21 protein-coding genes are annotated in these 18,882 nt (G+C 67.1%); 12 read left to right on the plus strand and 9 right to left on the minus strand.

Going from position 1 to position 18,882, the window contains the following annotated elements; all coding sequences use genetic code 11:
* Window positions 1-212: 212 nt before the first annotated feature.
* The 3 genes from ABNQ40_RS21825 (at window position 213) to ABNQ40_RS21835 (ending at window position 1,804) form a co-directional block, all read left to right on the plus strand.
* Window positions 213-638 (plus strand): flagellar assembly protein FliX, encoded by a 426-nt coding sequence (locus ABNQ40_RS21825; RefSeq protein ID WP_109047796.1) that lies wholly within the window; start codon window positions 213-215, stop codon window positions 636-638.
* A gap of 274 nt (window positions 639-912) precedes the next feature.
* A complete protein-coding gene (gene dksA, locus ABNQ40_RS21830) occupies window positions 913-1,332 on the plus strand; it encodes an RNA polymerase-binding protein DksA (protein ID WP_012974451.1) in 420 nt (139 codons plus the stop codon).
* 253 nt (window positions 1,333-1,585) lie between these two features.
* Complete coding sequence (locus ABNQ40_RS21835) at window positions 1,586-1,804, plus strand: DUF6494 family protein (protein ID WP_109047797.1); 219 nt, start codon at window positions 1,586-1,588, stop codon at window positions 1,802-1,804.
* On the opposite strand, the gene ABNQ40_RS21840 is transcribed toward ABNQ40_RS21835, so the two are convergent.
* Window positions 1,767-2,930, minus strand: coding sequence for an ATP-grasp domain-containing protein (locus tag ABNQ40_RS21840; RefSeq protein ID WP_109047798.1), 1,164 nt, complete (start codon window positions 2,928-2,930; stop codon window positions 1,767-1,769). The two genes, ABNQ40_RS21835 and ABNQ40_RS21840, sit on opposite strands and share 38 nt — an antisense overlap.
* Window positions 2,931-3,151: 221 nt before the next feature.
* Here ABNQ40_RS21840 and ABNQ40_RS21845 point away from each other — a divergent pair, with 221 nt between their 5' ends.
* From ABNQ40_RS21845 to ABNQ40_RS21855, 3 genes are all read left to right on the plus strand, one after another.
* Complete coding sequence (locus ABNQ40_RS21845; RefSeq protein WP_109047799.1) at window positions 3,152-3,292, plus strand: DUF1289 domain-containing protein; 141 nt, start codon at window positions 3,152-3,154, stop codon at window positions 3,290-3,292.
* Window positions 3,293-3,377: 85 nt separating this feature from the next.
* Entirely contained in the window at window positions 3,378-3,542 is a 165-nt protein-coding gene (locus ABNQ40_RS21850; protein ID WP_158285527.1) for a hypothetical protein, read from the plus strand.
* Between the two features lie 159 nt (window positions 3,543-3,701).
* Entirely contained in the window at window positions 3,702-3,893 is a 192-nt protein-coding gene (locus tag ABNQ40_RS21855) for a hypothetical protein (RefSeq protein ID WP_109047800.1), read from the plus strand.
* A gap of 197 nt (window positions 3,894-4,090) precedes the next feature.
* On the opposite strand, the gene flgH is transcribed toward ABNQ40_RS21855, so the two are convergent.
* Genes flgH through flgF form a run of 4 tightly spaced genes read right to left on the minus strand, consistent with a single transcriptional unit; the run spans window position 4,091 to window position 7,254 of the window.
* Window positions 4,091-4,855 carry a flagellar basal body L-ring protein FlgH gene (gene flgH, locus ABNQ40_RS21860; protein WP_199235230.1) on the minus strand — a complete coding sequence of 255 codons (765 nt, stop codon included), beginning with the start codon at window positions 4,853-4,855 and terminating at the stop codon, window positions 4,091-4,093.
* Window positions 4,856-4,868: 13 nt separating this feature from the next.
* The gene (gene flgA, locus ABNQ40_RS21865) at window positions 4,869-5,660 is read right to left on the minus strand and encodes a flagellar basal body P-ring formation chaperone FlgA (RefSeq protein WP_109047801.1); all 792 of its coding nucleotides are present in this window, start codon (window positions 5,658-5,660) and stop codon (window positions 4,869-4,871) included.
* Window positions 5,661-5,714: 54 nt separating this feature from the next.
* The gene (flgG, locus tag ABNQ40_RS21870; RefSeq protein ID WP_109047802.1) at window positions 5,715-6,500 is read right to left on the minus strand and encodes a flagellar basal-body rod protein FlgG; all 786 of its coding nucleotides are present in this window, start codon (window positions 6,498-6,500) and stop codon (window positions 5,715-5,717) included.
* A gap of 31 nt (window positions 6,501-6,531) precedes the next feature.
* Window positions 6,532-7,254, minus strand: a complete 723-nt coding sequence (flgF, locus tag ABNQ40_RS21875) for a flagellar basal-body rod protein FlgF (RefSeq protein ID WP_098739578.1) — start codon at window positions 7,252-7,254, stop codon at window positions 6,532-6,534.
* 528 nt (window positions 7,255-7,782) lie between these two features.
* Here flgF and ABNQ40_RS21880 point away from each other — a divergent pair.
* From ABNQ40_RS21880 to ABNQ40_RS21895, 4 genes are read left to right on the plus strand one after another with little or no spacing between them, the layout of a single operon-like run.
* Window positions 7,783-8,337, plus strand: a complete 555-nt coding sequence (locus ABNQ40_RS21880; RefSeq protein ID WP_109047803.1) for a flagellar basal body-associated FliL family protein — start codon at window positions 7,783-7,785, stop codon at window positions 8,335-8,337.
* A 28-nt stretch (window positions 8,338-8,365) separates the two neighbouring features.
* Window positions 8,366-9,439 carry a flagellar motor switch protein FliM gene (fliM, locus tag ABNQ40_RS21885; protein ID WP_085089732.1) on the plus strand — a complete coding sequence of 358 codons (1,074 nt, stop codon included), beginning with the start codon at window positions 8,366-8,368 and terminating at the stop codon, window positions 9,437-9,439.
* Window positions 9,436-10,104, plus strand: a complete 669-nt coding sequence (locus tag ABNQ40_RS21890) for a DUF6468 domain-containing protein (protein ID WP_109047804.1) — start codon at window positions 9,436-9,438, stop codon at window positions 10,102-10,104. The genes fliM and ABNQ40_RS21890 overlap by 4 nt, the downstream gene beginning before the upstream one ends.
* Window positions 10,101-11,084 (plus strand): MotE family protein, encoded by a 984-nt coding sequence (locus ABNQ40_RS21895; protein WP_109047805.1) that lies wholly within the window; start codon window positions 10,101-10,103, stop codon window positions 11,082-11,084. Before ABNQ40_RS21890 ends, ABNQ40_RS21895 begins: the two co-directional genes overlap by 4 nt.
* A 54-nt stretch (window positions 11,085-11,138) precedes the next feature.
* Here the strand turns inward: ABNQ40_RS21895 and parC are convergent, their stop codons facing one another.
* Together parC and recO are read right to left on the minus strand one after the other, a co-directional pair.
* On the minus strand, window positions 11,139-13,364 hold the full coding sequence (gene parC / locus ABNQ40_RS21900; RefSeq protein WP_109047806.1) for a DNA topoisomerase IV subunit A: 2,226 nt from the start codon (window positions 13,362-13,364) through the stop codon (window positions 11,139-11,141).
* A 20-nt stretch (window positions 13,365-13,384) separates the two neighbouring features.
* On the minus strand, window positions 13,385-14,107 hold the full coding sequence (recO, locus tag ABNQ40_RS21905; protein ID WP_098739584.1) for a DNA repair protein RecO: 723 nt from the start codon (window positions 14,105-14,107) through the stop codon (window positions 13,385-13,387).
* 193 nt (window positions 14,108-14,300) lie between these two features.
* Between recO and ABNQ40_RS21910 the strand changes: the two genes are divergently transcribed.
* Together ABNQ40_RS21910 and ABNQ40_RS21915 are read left to right on the plus strand one after the other, a co-directional pair.
* The gene (locus tag ABNQ40_RS21910) at window positions 14,301-16,841 is read left to right on the plus strand and encodes a GGDEF and EAL domain-containing protein (protein ID WP_109047807.1); all 2,541 of its coding nucleotides are present in this window, start codon (window positions 14,301-14,303) and stop codon (window positions 16,839-16,841) included.
* Window positions 16,842-16,877: 36 nt separating this feature from the next.
* Window positions 16,878-17,261 carry a hypothetical protein gene (locus ABNQ40_RS21915; protein WP_109047808.1) on the plus strand — a complete coding sequence of 128 codons (384 nt, stop codon included), beginning with the start codon at window positions 16,878-16,880 and terminating at the stop codon, window positions 17,259-17,261.
* A 44-nt stretch (window positions 17,262-17,305) separates the two neighbouring features.
* On the opposite strand, the gene ABNQ40_RS21920 is transcribed toward ABNQ40_RS21915, so the two are convergent.
* Window positions 17,306-18,103, minus strand: a complete 798-nt coding sequence (locus ABNQ40_RS21920) for an SGNH/GDSL hydrolase family protein (RefSeq protein WP_247879543.1) — start codon at window positions 18,101-18,103, stop codon at window positions 17,306-17,308.
* Window positions 18,100-18,882, minus strand: coding sequence for a hypothetical protein (locus ABNQ40_RS21925; RefSeq protein ID WP_109047809.1), 783 nt, complete (start codon window positions 18,880-18,882; stop codon window positions 18,100-18,102). The genes ABNQ40_RS21920 and ABNQ40_RS21925 overlap by 4 nt, the downstream gene beginning before the upstream one ends.

The following is an 18,882-nucleotide window of genomic DNA, read 5'->3' on the forward strand; positions in this document are numbered from 1 at the left end:
CTCGTGCCCATCCCTATACAAACGCCGTGCCAGAGACCGTAAACGGCGGCTTTCGGTGCCTGTCCTGAAAAACGTCCGGAATATGGCGCCTTTCGGTCACAGCCGGCCGGCAATTTTTGCCCGATTGCGGCAAGCCTTGACCGGATGTTAAGGTTGATCCATCTATTGTGTGCGCGTTTACGAATCCTTTACTGCAAACGGTTGCACGGATCATGAAAGTCGAAGGCTCCGGAAACATACGCGGCGGTGGGTCTGTCCGCCGCACCGGCAAGGCCGAAGGCTCGTCCGGCGCGGCCTTCTCCAAGCAATTGGTGGGAGAGGCCGGCTCCGCCCACGGCGTCAGCGGCACCGCCGCCAGCGCCGGTGTTTCGGGCGTGCTGGCCTTGCAGGAGGTTGACGTCACCGACGACGCCACCGCGCGTGCGTCCCGCGGCAAGATGCGGGCGGAGGAGATGCTTGACCGTCTGGAGGAAATCCAGCACGGGCTGCTGTCCGGTACGCTGTCGGTGCAGAAGCTGACCGATCTGGCGAAGGTGGTGCAGACGCGCCGTGCCCAGGTCGACGATCCGGGGCTGGCCGAAATCCTCGACGAGATCGATCTGCGCGCCCAGGTCGAACTGGCGAAGCTGACCTCCTGAACCGACCGGTCGCTTTTACGGTCGCTTCAAGCGTTGAGGCGGGCGCCCCGTGCCGGTGGGGCAGGGTGCCGCCGATGAGAGCCCCATGCGACGGCCGGATTCGCCCATGCATGGCCGCCAGACGGTGGCGGCGAATCTGCAACGCTGACAAATCTTTTTTATTCCAAGGGCTTGTTTGGTCGTTGCGGGGGCGAACCAATGGGTTGCGGTCGTGCCGTGGCGTGCCTATACTCCGCGCCGCCCGGATCACCCCTTTTTCGCTGGATGCTTTCGGATGACGTCGCCGCTTCTGCCCCAGAACTATTCCCCGTCGGAAGACGAGGAGTTCATGAACCCGATCATGCGGGAGTATTTCCGCCAGAAGCTGCTGCGCTGGCGCGCGGAACTGCTGGCGGAATCCACCGGCACGTTGAACAGCCTCCAGGAAGGCGGTATCCAAGAACCGGATATCGCCGACCGCGCATCGGCCGAGACCGACCGTGCGCTGGAGCTGCGGACGCGTGATCGTGAACGCAAACTGATCTCCAAGATCGACGCCGCGCTGGAGCGTCTGGTCGACGGCAGCTACGGCTATTGCGAGGAGACGGGCGATCCCATCTCCGTTCGCCGGCTCGATGCCCGACCGATCGCGACGCTGAGCCTCGAAGCCCAGGAGCGTCACGAGCGGATGGAACGGACCCAGCGCGACGACTGACGCCGCGCCTTCCGGTCCCGCAGGCCCGCACAGTGCCGCTCACCAGGGGCAGGGCGGCGCGCCGCGTCGGCATTGCACGGGACAGATGGCACCGAACGGATGGAAAGCGCCGGTCCCGACCGGCGCTTTCGTCGTTTCAAGGCTGTTGCCGTCGCCTGCATCCGTTGGCTTCAGGGCCGGCGATGGAACCAAGCCGTCCTCACAGGGTTCGGAACGTCATCCGAAACGACGGTTCCAAGCCGGGAGGGCAGCCATGGACAACGAGACCCTGAACCTCGACCTGCGTAAATTTCTGAAGCAGGTCGGCGTCACCTCGCAGCGGGAGATCGAGCTTGCGGTCGGCCGCGCGCTGGCCGAAGGACGGCTGGACGGAGTGAAGTCCCTGTCGGCCCGCATGGTGCTGACGGTCGACGGTATCGGGCTGACGCACGAAGTTACGGGTGAGCTGTCGCTTGAACAGCCGCCGGAGTGACGGCCCGGGTGCCATGGAGCTGTGGGGTAACGGTCAGGATCGCGGCGGTCAGCCGGCGTTCGGTCCATGGCACATCGTGGTGGGCCGAGGTCAGGTAGGGACTGTTGGGGTCGCGGGCCCATTCGCTCGGGAACAGCGCGACCTGCCTTCCTGAGGTTCGGCCAAGGACCGCGTCATAGGGGTCGCCGGTCAGGGCGCAGGCCATCGCCCGGCACAGGTCGCTGCCAGCCAGGTTGCCGAGATGGGTTGTCTGGGTCGGCCGGGCATTGAACTCCAGGAAAACCGGCGGGCTGCCATCGTCCGGCAGAATGGCGTCGATGCCGCCGAATCCGGAGTAGCCCGTCACTTCCACCATCCGGTGGGCCATGTCGATCAGCCCGGGATGGGGGGTCAGTTCGATCACGGATGCCGGGCCGAAGGGGGCCGGCTCATGACGCAGGACCGTGTAGGCGAAGCCTTCCAGCATTTTCCCGCCCAGCGCGCAGAACGATACCGACGCTGCGCGCCCGCGCACGAATTCCTGCGCGACCGCCTGCTGGTCCGGGTATTCCGCGGACCGGCTTGCCGCCATGGCCAGTGCCTGTCCGGCGGAGGATGCGAAAAGTACCCCGCGGCCGGCCGAACTGCCGTCGTATTTCAGCAGAAGCGGTTCGCCAAGCGCGGCCAGATCGGCCGCAGCGGTACGGTGCGGATCGACGGCGACCTGACGCGGCGTCCGGACGCCCGCCGCCGCGGCCATGTCCACACAGCGAGACCGCTTCTCTTCCCAGGGATCGTCGCTGCACCAAGCCTGGACGAACCGCAGATTTCGGGCGTCGGCGCTGTCCGCCTTTACCCGTTCCTGCAACCGTCCCGCCAGGCCGAGAACGCGGACGGCGGATTCCTCGCAGCCGATGACGATGTCGGCCCGGAACTGTGCCGCCGCCCGTGCGGCGATCACGGTCAGGTCATCGGCGGCCAATTCGGGAGAGAAACAATGCCGGCCGTCGATCTGGTCGCAGAACTCGAGCAGGGAGTCCTTCGGACAGATGACGAACACCCGAAATCCTGCCGCCTTCAATGCGGCAGGCATCCTTGCGGTACCGTAACGATACATCGCGCAGGACACCAGCAATGCCGTGGGCATGCACACCTTCGCGTGGGAGAAAACGGGTTGATGGTTTAAGGCCTAATCGTTTTATCGGCAATCTACACCGCCGCCGATACCTTACATTGTCTCGGCAGGCATGCGAGGGAGGGGAAGCCCCTGGTTGGGGAGCCCCCGCCTTCGAACCGGACCGCTTGAGGCACAGCGGCCTTTCGGTTAGGGATGGCCCCTGAGCGCCAATCCCGAAGGAAGCCAGTTCCATGAGCGACGATCCCGACTGCCTGGGCATGTGCGCCATCGACGGCGATGTCTGTACCGGTTGCGGCCGCACGCTGGACCAGATCAATGCCGCCCTGGAGCGCGCCGATGCCGGTGGCGAGCCCGAGTCTCCGGCTGGCTGAGGCGGCCGGACCATTTCCGCGACGATCTTCCGCCTCTGCTGTTTTCCTCGTCATCGCCAGACGAAACCCATCGAGGAGCAGCATCATGGCCAACCAGCCGAACCAGCAACCGGCCGACGCCGTCCGCGACGACCGACCGCAGAAGCCCGCCGATCCCGGCAATAAGGCGGGCGGCAAGATCAGCAGCGAGACCGTGAAGGCGCAGGAGGAAGCCGCCAAGGACCGCGCCCGCGAAGGCGGCTACCAGTAAGCGGACGAACGGCCATGAAACGGCCCGGCTCCCGATGAGGGGCCGGGCCGTTTCATGGCGTCGCGCCGGAAACGTGATGCACGCAACAGCGGGCGGTGTGAGTGGAGCTTATGGTCATCCTCGACCGGCCGATCATGGCCGGGATGAGGGAGACGAACCATGACGAGCGACCTCACCCTGTCCCAGAGCGTCACCAACGCGGCGGACCTGATCGACTGCGTCGCCCAACGCGAGGCTTACCGCCGTGCCACCGAACTCATCGGTCCGGCTTTGGGGCGGATCTGCGGCAACATGGCCGTCGGCATGATGGATGGATTCACCGCGGCATCGCGGCATTCGCTGGAAGGCTGAAGCGGCGGAGCGCGTCGGTTTCGCCGAGAGAGGGCCAGTCGGCAACATCGGCCCGGCACAACCCTCCGGCCGGCAGCAATTTCCCATCCGCTGGCGATGAGTTCCAGAGATCGCGGCGGTTCCCAACGCACCGCAGGGCCACGGAGGGATGTTTCCCGCCATGGCCGCCGGTTCCGCCGCCGTTACCCCGGCAATCCTCAGAACGGCATGATGATGTCGTACAGCTGCTGGCCGTAGCGCGGCTGCTGGACGTCGGTGATCTGGCCGCGGCCGCCGTAGGAGATGCGGGCTTCGGCGATCTTCTCGTAGCTGATGGTGTTCTGCGCGGTGATGTCCTCCGGACGGATCACGCCGTGGATTTGCAGATCGCGCAGCTCGTAGTTCACGCGGACTTCCTGATGACCCTGGATGACCAGATTGCCGTTGGGCAGGGTCTGGGTCACCAGCGCCGCCACCTTCAGTTCGATCTTCTCGTTGCGGTCGACCGAGCCCTTGCCGTCGTTCGAGGTGTCGCTCGACAGATCCACCAGGCTGGCGGCCGAGGCGCCGGCCGGCAGGACGCGGTTCAGCGTGGCGCCTTCCAGGCCGAACAGGTTCGGCATGCCGGCCTTTTCGGTGTTGGCACGCGACCGCTTGCTCTCGTTCGACAGCTTGGCCTGATCGGCGATGGAGATGTTGATGGTCAGGATGTCGCCGACCTTGGCCGCACGCTGGTCCTTGAAGAAGGCCTTGGCACCGGTCCGCCACAGCGAGTTCGGGTTGCGCTCCGTCGGCAGCGGGGTCGGCATCGGCAGGCTGACCGGCTGGTAGCCGGTCTTGGCCTGCGGGTCCTGGATGCCGCTCATCTCGGGGGCCTTGCCGATGTCGGCGATGCGCGAGGCGGCGCCGCAGGCGGTCAATGAGGTGGCAGCGGTGGCGATCATCGCGAAGCGGATCAGGCGGGCGGTCATGGTGGCGGACATTGGAGCTTTCTCCTTACTGCGCGATGATGCCGGGCTTTGCCACGGCGACGACGTTGGGCCCCGCAACCGTCGCTTCGACGATGCGGTTGGATTGGGTGTTCACGACGCGGATGACCTCGCCCTTGCCGCCGTCCTGCAGGGCCTTGCCCTGGGTCGTCAGCGTCATCGACTGGGTGGTCAGCGTGATGGTGACCATCGAGCCCTTGTCGACCATGCGCGGCGATTGCAGGTCGCGCAGGCGGACGGGCTGGTTGGTCGACACGCCGCGCTTCGGCGTCATGCCGATCAGCTGCGCGTCGGTGGCGGCGGTGTCGCTGGTGGTCTGGTCGGCGCGCACGTCCTGCCAGTCGATGTCGCCCGGGCCGATGACGTCGCCGGGAATGATCCGGCGCGACAGCACCGGGATCTGCACCACGCCGAAGGCGCGGCCCGACACCGGCAGGCGGACCTGACTGCCGGTCACCACGATCTCGGCGGCGAAGCGGCCCTGGACCGGGCTGTAATAGAGGTTCTCGACCGCCAGCCCGCCGGCGCCCTGGGGGGCGCGCAGCTCCACCGCGCGGCTGTCCAGCTCCATCTGCAGCCGTCCGGCGGTGATGACCCGCGACAGCGCATCCGACAGAACCGCCTCCACATGCGGCATCCCGTACACCACGTCGGGCGCCAGACCCGAGCCGGCCGGGGCCGGAGCCATGGCCGAGGCCGCAGCGGCCTGCCCGATGCCGAACCCCATGACCGGAACGGTCAGCAGGGCGGCACCGAGAAGCAGGGCGGGCAGGCGGCGGTCGGCGAGGTGGCGGATCATGGCGGTGGTTCCCGGTTTGAAGGCTGAAGCGAGGCGACGGCGAGGTCGGCGGCGTTACTTCATCTGGCTGGCCTGCTGCATCATCTCGTCGGTGGTCTTGATGACCTTGGAGTTCATCTCGTAGGCGCGCTGCGCGGTGATCAGGGTGGTGATCTCCTGCACCACGTTGACGTTGGAGGTCTCCAGCGCACCCTGGGTGACGCGGCCGAAGCCGGGGGCGCCGGGGTTGCCGGTCACTGCCTGCCCGGACGCGCCGGATTCCATGAACAGGTTGTCGCCGGTGGCTTCCAGGCCGGCGGCGTTGGCGAAGGTGGCGAGCTGGATCTGGCCGACATTCTGGGTGGCGGTCTGGCCGTCCAGCTTGATCAGCACCTCGCCCGACGAGTTGATGGAGATGTCCACCGCGTTGGTCGGGACGGTGATGTTCGGCTGGATCGGATAGCCGTCGGCGGTGACGATCATGCCTTCCGGCGACAGCTTGAAGTTGCCGGCGCGAGTGTAGGCGGTGTCGCCGCTGGGTAGCGTCACCTGGAAGTAGCCCGATCCGTTGATCGCCACGTCCAGCTTGTTGTCGGTGATGTTCAGGTTGCCCTGTTCCAGCACGCGGGCCACCGCGGCGACCCGCACGCCGGCACCCACCTGCACGCCGGTCGGCACCACGGTGCCGGCATCCGACGAGGTCGAGCCGATGCGGCGGAAGTTCTGGTACAGCAGGTCCTGGAACTCGGCCCGCTGCTTCTTGTAGCCGGTGGTGGTCGAGTTGGCGATGTTGTTGGAGATCGTCTCGACGTTGAACTGCTGGGCGATCATGCCGGTGGCGCCGATGGCGAGGCTGCGCATTCTGGTCTTCTCCTCTCGTCGTCGGTCTGGATCAGGCGGTGCGGCCCAGACGCTGAAGCATCGTGCGGATGCGCTCGTGTTCGTTGTCCATCATCTTCTGAGCGGACATGTACTGACGCTGGATGTCGATCATCTGCGTCATCTCGACCACGGGCTTCACGTTGGAACCCTCTAGCAAGCCCTGTGCCACTTTCGTCTCGACCGGGGCGGGCTGCGGCTGCTCGTCGGTGACGTACAGGCCGTTGCCGACCTCGGTCATCAGCTGCTCGGTCTTGAAGGTGACGATGTTCAGCTTGGCGACCGGGCCCAGCTCGGTGGCGACGGTGCCGTCGCCGCTCACCTTCACGTCACTGGTGCCGGCCGGAATGGTGATGGGCTGGCCGTTGTTGGACAGCACCGGCAGGCCGCCGGCATCCACCAGCTGGCGCTGGTCGTTCAGGCGGAAATTGCCGGCGCGGGTGTAGCGCGGGCCGCTGGCGGTATCGACGGTGAAGTAGCCCTGGCCGGTCAGTGCCAGATCCAGCGGGTTGCCGGTCTGCGTCATCGGGCCGTTGGACAGGTCGCGCACCACCGCGCGGTCCTGGACGAAGCTGACCTTCTCGTGCAGGCCGGGCTTTTCCAGATATTCGGTGAACAGCATCCGCTGGTTCTTGTAGCCGGTCGTGTTCATGTTCGCGATGTTGTTCGACGTCACGTCCAGCTGGCGTTGCAGCGCCATCTGGCGCGACAGGGCGACGTAGATCGAATTTTCCATCTTGCGGCCTCTTCACCTTGCGAACGGATCGAACGACAGCGTCCGACCGGCGAAAGGGGTATTGCAGGCGGCGTGCCAACGTCGCCGAAGCCTTGGAATCCGCAGGATGCGGGCAAGGGGCGGGCGTTCCCGCCGGGTGGGGCAGGGGATGCCGGGCAGAATCTGCCGGGGGGAGGGCGTTCCTTGCCGGGTGTCACCGGGCAAGACTCTCCCGTTCCCGCCGCAAGAGGGGTGCGGCAGGGCGATGGCCGGCAGGCCTGCAATCCCAATGGGGACGGCGGGCCGCTGGAGGCGGAATCCAGGCGTGCCTGCGTTCCGAGTGGAGAGCGGACGCAGTGCGGACACGGATTGCCGGTCAGTCCCAATCAAGAACCGTGCCGAAATGGTGACAGGCGGGGGAAACCTGCCCGTCCGGGGCGGTCCATTCCCCACTCGAAAGGAGTTATTAACTATCCCAAAAGTAGCTTTGACCCTTGTCAGGCGGCGCATGCCTGAGCCGTTGCGTACCTCGAACGATCCCAGGATGTCATGGCTGCCGAAACCGATGCCGGTGAACTGACCGACGGCCTGCCCCGGAAGAAATTCAGCGGCAAGAAGCTGGTCCTGTTCGTCGTTCTTCCCCTGGTCCTGCTGATCGGCGCCGGTGCGGGCGTCTATTTCTCCGGTCTGCTCGACGGGCTGCTGGGCAAGGAGAAGCCGGCGGAGGAGGGGGAGCACGCGGCGGCGGCGGAAGGCGAACATGGGGCGGAGGCCGGCAAGGGCGACGCCGCCCATGCCGCCCCGATCTTCTACGACCTGCCGGACATGCTGGTGAACCTGAACACCGGCAACAAGCGTCCGGCCTTCCTGAAGATCAAGATCTCCATCCAGCTGTCGAAGCCGGAGGATGTCGGGGCGGTGGAGCATGTGCTGCCGCGCATCATCGACAATTTCCAGGTCTACCTGCGCGAGCTGCGCCTGGAGGATCTGCGCGGGTCGGCCGGCATGTACCGGCTGCGCCAGGAACTGCTTCTGCGCATCACCGCCGCCGCGTTCCCGGTGAAGGTGAAGGACGTGCTGTTCAAGGAAATGCTGGTCCAGTGAGGGCCCGGTCAGGTGGGGATGGGGGCCGATGAGCGACACCGGTGAACTGAGCGAAGAAGAACGGCTTGCTGCCGAATGGGCCGCATTGGCCGAGGACAGCGGCGATGTCGGCGACATGGGCGGCGGCGGGTCGACCCGCGTCCTGAACCAGGACGAGATCGACAGCCTGCTGGGCTTCGACCAGGGTGGCGCCGGCGACGGCGACAATTCCGGCATCATGGCGCTGGTCAACTCGGCGCTGGTCAACTACGAACGCCTGCCGATGCTGGAGGTGGTCTTCGACCGCCTCGTTCGCATGATGTCCACCAGCCTCCGCAACTTCACCTCCGACAACGTCGAGGTCAGCCTCGACCAGATTTCCTCGGTGCGTTTCGGCGATTACCTGAACTCCATCCCGCTGCCGGCGATGCTGTCGGTGTTCAAGGCGGAGGAGTGGGACAATTACGGCCTGATGGTCGTCGACTCCGCGCTGATCTACTCCATCGTCGACGTGCTGCTGGGCGGCCGGCGCGGCACGGCGGCGATGCGCATCGAAGGCCGTCCCTACACGACCATCGAACGCAACCTCGTGGAACGCATGGTCCATGTGGTGCTGTCCGACCTGTCCGCCGCCTTCGATCCGCTGTCGCCCGTCACCTTCCGCTTCGACCGGCTGGAGACCAACCCGCGCTTCGCCACCATCGCGCGTCCCGCCAACGCGGCGGTGCTGGTCAAGCTGCGCATCGACATGGAGGATCGCGGCGGCCGGCTGGAACTGATGATCCCCTATGCGACGCTGGAGCCGGTGCGTGAGCTGCTGCTCCAGATGTTCATGGGCGAGAAGTTCGGCCGTGACTCGATCTGGGAAACCCACCTGGCCTCGGAACTGATGGTGACGGACGTCGATCTGTCGGCCGTGCTGGACGAGGTGACGATGACCCTGCACGACGTGCTGAACTGGCGCGTCGGCACCCGCATCCTGCTGAACGCCACCCCCGACGGCGCGATAGAACTGCGCTGCGGCGACGTGTCGATGTTCCAGGGGCGGATGGGGCGCAAGGGCGGGCATATCGCCGTCCGCCTGGAAAAGGAACTGCCCAAGCAGGAGGTCATGAGGTTATGAGTCCGCTGGTCTCCATCATCATCGACGTCGTGATGGTCGGCCTGCTGGCCGCCACCATCGCCTATGCGATCATCCTGAACCGGCAGATCATCGCGCTGCGCGAGAGCCGTGGCGAGATGGCCGAACTGATCCAGGGCCTGAACGACGCGATGGGGCGGGCGGAGACCGGCGTGCGAACGCTGAAGAAGGCGGCGAGCGACACCGGCGAGGATCTCCAGCGCACCGTCAACAAGGCGCAGACCCTGCGCGACGAACTGGAATTCATGATCGAAGCGGCCGACGCGCTGGCCAACCGGCTGGGCGGCGTCGGTGAGCGTGACGGCGGACGTGATGGCGGTCGCCGCGACAGCGGGCGTGACGGCGGCCGTTCCGTGGCGGTTGCCCCGACGCTGGCCGCGCGCAGCCCGGCGAAGGCGCCGCTGGTGGCGCCACGACCGGCCCTGCGCAGCCTGCCGGTCGAGGACGACCACGACCATCACGACCATGCGCCACCACCGGCCCGGCTGGACGTTGCGCCGCGCCGTGCCGCCGCCCGCGCCGAACCGCCGGCCGAGGCGCGCGACCCCATCACCCGTGACCCCATTACCCGCGACGGGGAAAGCCTGTCGCGGGCCGAACGCGAACTGCTTCAGGCAATCGAGAATGCCGGCAAGGGGCTTGGATGACCATGCGCACCAGTGACGGCAGGCCCGCTGCGGCGGGCGGCGAACCCAAGGTCGTGATCCGCCCGGCTGGCGCCGCCCCGACCGGCGTCCGCACCTCTCCCACTCTGGCCGCCCAGCAGGCCCAGCAGGCGCAACTGCCGGCCGTCCGCCCTGCGGCGGGAAAGGTGCCGGCGAAGAAGGGCAAGGCGAAGGCCAAGGCGCGCAAGCCGGCGACGCCGCGGGTACCCTTGACCCAGCGGCTGAGGGCACGGATGCGCGGCGCCCGTTTCCGCCTGCTGCCGCTGACCATCTTCGTCGCGGTGCTGATGCTGGGCGTGCGGGTCGGCGATCTGTGGCGCCTCGCCACCCATGACGCCCGCCTGCCCGATTTCCCGGTCAGCCTCGCCCAGGGGCCGCAGGGCTCCACCCCGGCGACGCCGCCCGTGCAGATGGCGGCCGGGCAGACTCCCGCCGCGACCACCAAGCCGGCCGGCAAGGACGCTCCTCCGGCTCCCGGCGGTTCCAGCGGTCCGGCCAACGCTCCGGCGGCCAATGCGCCCCTGGCGCCTCTCGGTCCCATCGACAACCAGGAACTGCTCCAGCATTTCGCCGACCGCCGCGCCGAGATCGAGCGCCGCACCAAGGAGATGGAGCAGCGCGAGGCCCTGCTGGCCGCTGCCGAGAAGCGGATCGACCAGAAGGTGGCGGAGATGGAGAAGACCCGCTCCGACATCCAGAAGCTGATGGCCCAGGGTGACGAGAAGCAGTCGGCCCAGCTGGAAAGCCTGGTGAAGATCTACGAGACGATGAAGCCGAAGGAAGCGGCCCGCATCTTCGAGGAACTCGACATGCCGGTGCTGCTGGGCGTCATCCAGAAGATGAAGGAACAGAAGACCGCGCCCATCCTGGCCGCCATGGATCCGGTGAAGGCCAAGGAGGTCACCTCGGCCCTGGTCGAACGCCGCGTGCCGCTGACGGCGACGGTCACGACGCCGAAGTAAAAACAATTACGCCCTCTCCCGGGGAGAGAGGGCGCTTGTCGCCAAATACAATTCTCACAGGAAGCGGTTGTTCTTCGGGAAGCCGTTCGGCGGCATCTTGCCCTGGCCGGCGCGGTCGCCCATCCAGCCGGTCAGGTCGGTGACGTTGAAGTTGCGCTCACCGTTCTTCCAGCTCAGTCCCTCGGCCAGCGTGAAGGTCTTCACGTCAGCGACGCTGGCATCCTTGTATTTCTGAAGCTGGACGCCCTTGCCGCGGGTCATCACCGGCACCTGCTCCAGCGGGAAGACCAGCATCTTGCGGTTGTTGCCGATGATGGCGAGCGTATCCCCGCTCACCGGCTGGCAGATGCGGGCGGACTTGCCGTCTTCCAAATTCAGCACCTGCTTGCCGGCGCGGGTCTGGGCCAGCACTTCCGCTTCCTCGACCCGGAAGCCGCGGCCGTCCTCCGACACCACCAGCAGGGTACGGCCGGGCTGGTGGCGGAACAGGTCGACGATGTCGACGTCGTTGCCGAGGTCGATCATCAAGCGCACCGGCTCGCCGAAACCGCGGCCGCGCGGCAGCTTGTCGACGCCGATGGTGAAGAACTTGCCGTTGCTGGCGAAGACCAGAAGCTTGTCGGTCGTCTCGCACCGCTCGATGAAGCCGCGCTCGTCGCCGTCCTTGTACTTCACATCCTCCGCTTCGACGTCGGTCAGATGGCCGCGCACCGTGCGGATCCAGCCCTTGGCCGAGCAGATCACGGTCACCGGCTCGCGCTCCACCAGTGCGTCCAGCGGCACCTCGATCACCGTCGGCGCGTCGGCCACGTCGGTGCGCCGCTTGCCGAGTGCGCCGGCGCCGAACTTCTTCTTGATCTCGGCCACACCCTCGGCGATCCGCTTCCAGCGCAGGGTCTCGTCGCCCAGCAGTTCCAGCAGGCCGTTCTTCTCGGTGGTCAGCGCCTCGTGCTCGCGCCGGATCTCCATCTCCTCCAGCTTGCGCAGATTGCGCAGCCGCATGTTGAGGATGGCGTCGGCCTGCACGTCGGTCAGGGTGAAGGCGCGGATCAGCTCCTGCTTCGGCTCGTCCTCCTCGCGGATGATGCGGATCACCTCGTCCAGGTTCAGGTAGGCGGCGAGATAGCCGCCGAGAACCTCGAGGCGATGATCGATCTGCTTCAGCCGGTGGTTGGAGCGGCGGACCAGCACCTCGTGCCGGTGGTCGAGGAAGGCCTGGAGCACCTCGCGCAGGTTCATCACCCGCGGCACATGGTCGGCGCCCAGCACGTTCATGTTCATCGAGAAGCGGATTTCCAGGTCCGTGGCCTGGAACAGCGAGGCCATCAGCACCTCGGGATCCACGTTGCGGTTCTTCGGCACCAGGACGAGACGGACGTCCTCCGCCGATTCGTCGCGCACGTCGTCCAGCAGGATCAGCTTCTTGGCCAGCAGCAGCTCGGCGATCTTCTCGACCAGCCGGGCCTTCTGCACCTGATAGGGCATTTCGGTGACGACGATCTGCCAGGTGCCCTGACCCAGCTTCTCCACCTCCCAGCGGGCGCGCAGGCGGAAGGCGCCGCGGCCGGTGCGGTAGGCCTCGATCACATTCTGCCGCGACTCGACCAGCAGACCGCCGGTGGGGAAATCCGGGCCGGGCATGAAGCCGACCAGCGTCTCGATGCTGGCGTCGCGGTGCTTGATCAGGTGGCGAAGCGCGTCGCAGATCTCGCCGACATTGTGCGGCGGGATGTTCGTGGCCATGCCGACGGCGATGCCGCTCGACCCGTTGGCCAGCAGGTTGGGGAAGTTGGCGGGCAGAACCGCCGGCTCGTCGCCGTCGCCGTCATAGGTCGGGCGGAAATCGACCGCGTCCTCGTCGATGCCCTCCAGCAGGGCCTTGGCGACCTCGGTCAGGCGGGCTTCGGTGTACCGCATCGCCGCGGCGTTATCGCCGTCGATATTGCCGAAATTGCCCTGGCCGTCGACCAGCGGGTAGCGGACGGAGAAGTCCTGCGCCAGCCGCACCAGCGCGTCGTAGACGGAGGTGTCGCCGTGCGGATGGAACTTGCCGATCACGTCGCCGACGACGCGGGCCGACTTCTTGGGCGGCGTCGTCGGTTCCAGCCGGAGCTGGCTCATGGCGAACAGCAGGCGTCGGTGCACCGGCTTCAGCCCGTCGCGCACGTCGGGCAGCGAGCGGGACATGATGGTGGACAGCGCGTAGCTGAGATACCGCTCGCCGAGCGCGTCGGCCAGCGGCTTTTCCAGGATTTCGGAGGCGGGGTTTTGCGGCTTCATGATGAGGGGGTCTAGCAGTTTCAGGCGGAACGCGCTACCGCGTTCGCGTAACGTTCTCTCAAGCGTTCACGCGCGGGCGGCAGCGGCCCGTTCAGCACGTGGCGTTCCAGGAAATGCGCGGTCAGCCGCAGCCCGTCCGCCACCGCGGCAGGTCCGCCGCCGCCGCGCCCGGCCAGGAAATCGGGCAGGGGAAGCAACCGGTCGCGGTAGGGTTCACCCACCGACGCGGTCACCGCGCGGCCGGTGCGCGGACTGACATAGGCGAGGTAGTCGTTGGCCCCCGACACCGCGCAGCGGTCGAGGTCGAGGCCGAATCCAAGCTCGGCCAGCAGACCGATCTCCCACCGCACATAGGTCTCCGCCCAGGCCGGCCCGTCCAGCAGGCCGAACAGGGCGAGCAGCCCGTCGAACAGGGCGGGGTGCGCCTCCCGCTCCGGCAGCGCCGCCTCCACCAGCGCGCAGGCGCTGATGAGCGCGGCCAGCGCCTGGGCGTCGTCGAAGAAGTTGGCGGCATAGCCCTTCACCGACTCCAGTGTGAAATGGCCGAGATGCTCGGGCAGCCGGCCGCGCCAGCGGGCATGGACCAGGGTTCCCGGCTCCAGCGTGCCGCGCTGGCGCACCGAGCGTCCGCCCATCACCATCCCGGCATGGCGGCCGTGTTCGCGCGTCAGCACAGTCGCGACGGCGGACCCTTCCCCCTGGGGACGGGAGGACAGAACGATTCCCTGATCGGACCAATCCATCGGTGCCGGTTTCGGAAGAGGTGGCGAGCTATCCTAATATAGGAAAAAATTTCGCAGAAGGAACCCTCGGCAACCGCGATAACGGCGTGCTTGGAGCATTTATGGTTTCTTCACCAAAATACCCCTACCATCGGACCCTCAACGGTGGGAGGCCCCACCAATCGCTGACCGCCGACAGGTCCGACGAGGGGTCTTGAACACCAACATCGACCGATATCTGCTGGCGGAAAAGGCCGGAACCGAAGGCGTCTGGGATTGGGACCTGCGCAGCGACACGCTGTACCTTTCCCCCCGCTTCAAGGATTTCCTTGGGCTGCCGCCGGGCGATTCCAGCCGCGAATCCAACCGGCCGAACGACTGGCTTTCGCTGGTCCATCCGGAGGATGTCGACTGGCTGCATGCCTCGTTCGAGGCGCAGATGGTCGGGCTGTCCGTCCCCTTCCAGATCGAACACCGCGTCCGCCGCGCCGATGCGTCCGTTGCGGCGAAGCCGCACTGGCGCTGGCTGGTCTGCCGCGGCATGGCGGTGATGGACGATTCGGGTGAGCCGATCCGGCTGGTCGGGTCGGTCGCCGACATCACCGACCGCAAGCATGCCGAACAGGAGCTGCGCCGCAGCGAGGAACGCTATGCGCTCGCCGCCGCGGCCAGCAACGACGGGCTCTACGACTGGGACCTGGTCACCGACCGCGTCTATTACTCGCCGCGCTGGGCCTCGCTTCTCGGGCTGTCGCCGGCGGACCTGACCGACGAACCGCAGGAGTGGCTGGGCCGCATCCTTGCTGCCGACCGCGCCATCCTGACCGATGCGATGGCCTCCCTCGGCCGGGCGGAGCCCGAATCGGAAACCGGGGCGGAGGCGGCCTTCCAGGTCGAATACCGCATGCGCAACGCCGCCGGGGCGATCCGCTGGATGGCCTGCCGCGGCATCGCCGTTCTGGACGCCGCGGGCAAGCCGATCCGCCTCGTCGGCAGCCAAGCCGACGTGACCGACCGCAAGACCGCCGAGCAGCGCCTGCGCCAGAGTGAGGAACGCTACGCCCTTGCCGCGGCCGGGGCCGCCGACGGGCTGTGGGACTGGCACATCGACAGCGGCGAGGTCTATTACTCGCCGCGCTGGAAGGCGATGCTCGGCTTCGAGGAGGCGGAGATCGCCGGCTCCGTCGACGAATGGTTCAACCGGGTCCTTCCGGGCGATCTCGACGGGCTGCGCACCGCGATCGGCCTGCACCTGGTCGGCGAGCGTCCGCACCTGCAGCAGGAGTTCCGCATCCGCGGCAAGGGCGGACAGGAGATGTGGATGCTCGTGCGCGGGCTGGCCGTCCGCAACGACAAGGGCTTTGCGGTCCGCATGGCCGGCTCGATGACCGACATCACCGCGCGCAAGAAGGCCGAACAGCAGATCCTGTTCAACGCCGTCCACGACAGCATGACCGGCCTGCCGAACCGCACGCTTCTGCTGGACCGCATCGGGCAGGCGCTCGACCGCAACCGCCGTGCCGGCTCCCGTCCCTTCGCCACCATCATCATCGACCTCGACCGCTTCAAGGCGATCAACGACGCGCTCGGCACCAGCGCCGGCGACCGCATGCTGCGCATCGTCGCAGAGCGCCTGGACGTCAGCCGCCGGGTCGGCGATACGCTGGCCCGCCTGTCCGCCGACGAGTTCGCCGTGCTGGTGGATGAGATGGACGATGCCGGCGACGCGCTGGAGGCGGCGGAGCGGATGGCCCGCGCCATCTCCCGCCCGGTGACGCTGGCCGAGGGGCACGACGTGGTGCTGACCGCCTCCATCGGCGTGGCCTTGAGCCAGACCGGCTACGAGCGGGCGGAGGACATGCTGCGCGACGCCAGCCTCGCCATGTACCGCGCCAAGAGCGGCGGGCGGGCGCGCATCGACGTGTTCGACGCCAATCTGCGCCGGCAGGCGATGGCCGCGATGCGCATGGAGGCCGACCTGCGCGCCGCGCTGGAGCAGGGGCAGCTCTGCCTGCATTACCAGCCCATCGTCCTGCTGGAGACCGGTGCCATCGCCGGCTTCGAGGCGCTGATGCGGTGGAACCACCCAGATCGCGGTCTGGTGTCTCCGCTGGAGTTCATCCCGTTGGCCGAGGAGACCGGGCTGATCGCGCCGATGGGCCGCTGGGCGCTGGGACAGGCGGTGCGGCAGCTGGCGGCGTGGCAGACGCGTTTTCCCCGGTCCGTGCCGCTGTTCATGAGCGTCAACGTCTCCACCCGCCAGTTCCGTGACGACGACATCGTCGGCGCCGTGCGCGACCTGCTGGACGCGGTGCCGATCCCGCCGTCCAGCCTGAAGCTGGAACTGACCGAAAGCCTGCTGGTCCAGGATCCGGACGAATGCCGGATGCTGATGCAGAGCCTGCGCGACATGGACGTGCGGCTGTCGATCGACGATTTCGGCACCGGCTATTCGTCGCTGGCCTATCTGCACAAGCTGCCGGTGGATGTGCTGAAGATCGACCGCAGCTTCGTCCGCGCGGTGTCGACGGGGGAGGGCAATGCCGCCATCGTCCAGGTCATCGCCGGGCTTGCCACCATTTTGCGGCTGGATTGCGTGGCGGAAGGGGTGGAAACGGCGGACGAAGCGGTGTATCTGCGCGGTCTGTGCCAATACGCCCAAGGCTACCACTTCGCCCGTCCCGCCCTGCCAGAAGCGGTGGAGCGGCTGCTGGCCGCCGAGGACGAGCACATCGCCCTGCCAGCATCGGCGTAGAGCCGTTGCGAGCCGTTGTTATTTGGAGTTTCCGTGATGTCCGACCGCACCTGCGGTGAATGCACCCTGTGCTGCAAGCTGATGGGCGTGCCTGAGCTGAAGAAGCCCTCCGCCAAGTGGTGCGTCTCCTGCGACCAGGGCAAAGGCTGCTCGATCTACGAGGAGCGGCCGCAATCCTGCAGGAACTTCCAGTGCTTCTGGCTGATGGATGAAACCTTCCCCGACGAGTTCCGCCCCGACCGCATCCACGCGCTGGCCGCCTTCAACGACGTGAAGGACAGCTGCGTCCTGCATGTCGACCCCGCCAAGCCGCGCGCCATGGGCAGCCCCGAGGTGCAGGCGCTGACCGATGCGCTGCTGAAGGTCTACTCGAAGGTGTTTTTCCTCTGCGGCAAGGAAAGCGCGATGATGCAGCGCTGAGGGGCCAGGGGCGTTGCCGGGCGGAGGTCCGCCCCCCGCTTCTGTTACCGCTGAAGCTTGCTGTTGTGGACGTTCACCGCGTCCTCGATGCCGACCGCCAGCATGCGGGCGACGCAGTCGTATCCGGCATCGTTCCCATGGATGCCGTCCGGCCCGATCAGGTCGGCCATGGTCATCCCACGGGTCTCCACCAGCGACCGCATCACGTCATAGCGGTGGAAGAGCCCGATACGGTTGTCGGCGGCGATCCCGGCGATGCGGGTCAGCATCGGGGCGAGGCCGGTCTTTTCCAGCATCTTCGGGGCGTATTGCAGGTCCATCAGCACCACGTCGACCCCGGCGGCGCGCAGCCGCGCCACGCCTTGGCGAACCGACCGCTCGCTCAAGGACTGGTCGCCGTCGCGCAGCACCGTGTTGGCGCCGACCTGCCAGATCACCAGATCGGGCTTGGCGGCCAGCGCGTCGGCCTCGATCCGCTTTTCGGTCTGGTCGTCGGTCTCGCCGTTGATCCCGCGGTTGAGGACCGCGATGTCCGCGTTGCGGAACCGCTCGCTCAGATAATGGTCGAGCCGGGCCGGATAGGCCTTGTCCGGCGCACTCGCCCCCGCCCCGGCGGTGGAGGAGGAGCCGATGGCGACGATGCGGATCGGCACGCCCGTCGCGATGCGCTGTGACAGTTGCGTCAGCGGGATCGACAGGGCGGACTCGCTCCGCGGAAGCTGGCAGTTGGCGGGCGCCGCAGACTCTGCTGCCTGGGCCGGAACGGAAACGGCCAGGTTGGCGATGGTCAGAGTGGCGATCAGCGACAGGATGCGGACGGCGGACGGCAGGACAGACCTCAATTGCTCGCTCCGGTGCGCCGGCCGATCGACAGAGGGTCGATCATCGTCGCGACGCTTTGTGCCAGCAATTGTCCGATGCATTGGTGAACGAATTCATAAGAACGCCGTTTCGCCTCGTCCGATTCGTCGGCGAAATCGACCCGGCCGTCCTCCACCCAATGCCGCATGATGTCGTAGCGGGGGAAGTGGAAAACGTCGGAACTCTGGGACAACCAGGACATGTAGGACACGTAGGGAGCGAAGTCGATCAGCTGCGCGGTGTGCATGCTGTATTGCATGTCCATGATGACGATGTCGGCGCCGCGGCGCTGGACCTCGGCGATCCCGGATTGCAGCGCCGTGCCGAAGCTCTCCAAATCCAGGCTGCGCATGGCGTCGACCGTGCCGGTCTGCCAGACCACCAGCGCCGGCCGCCGGTCCTCCACCGCCTGGGTCAGCGGGGCGACCATCGCCGGGGCCGCTTCGCCGGGAAGGCTCAGCACGGCGGTGCTGACCTCGCGGCCGGGCAGGCGGCGCTTCAATTCGCTTTCAAGCCGGGCGGGATAGCCGTCGATGCCGGGCTTGGGCGGGGATTTCGCGGAATGGACGACCAGCACCGACAAGGGCAGGCCTGCGGCCAGCTGTGCAGACACCCGCGGCAGCACGCCGCCGGGAGCGAGGACGGACTCTGGCACGGCACAGGCGGGATCGACGGACGGGACAACGGGCTGGCCGGCCAGGAGGCGATCCGGCGAAGCGAACAGCGCGGCCGCCAGCAGGATCGCCGTGACGGTCAGCAA

Origin of the sequence: Azospirillum sp. A23, from assembly GCF_042938965.1 — a bacterium.
Classification (GTDB): Bacteria; Pseudomonadota; Alphaproteobacteria; order Azospirillales; family Azospirillaceae; genus Azospirillum; species Azospirillum melinis.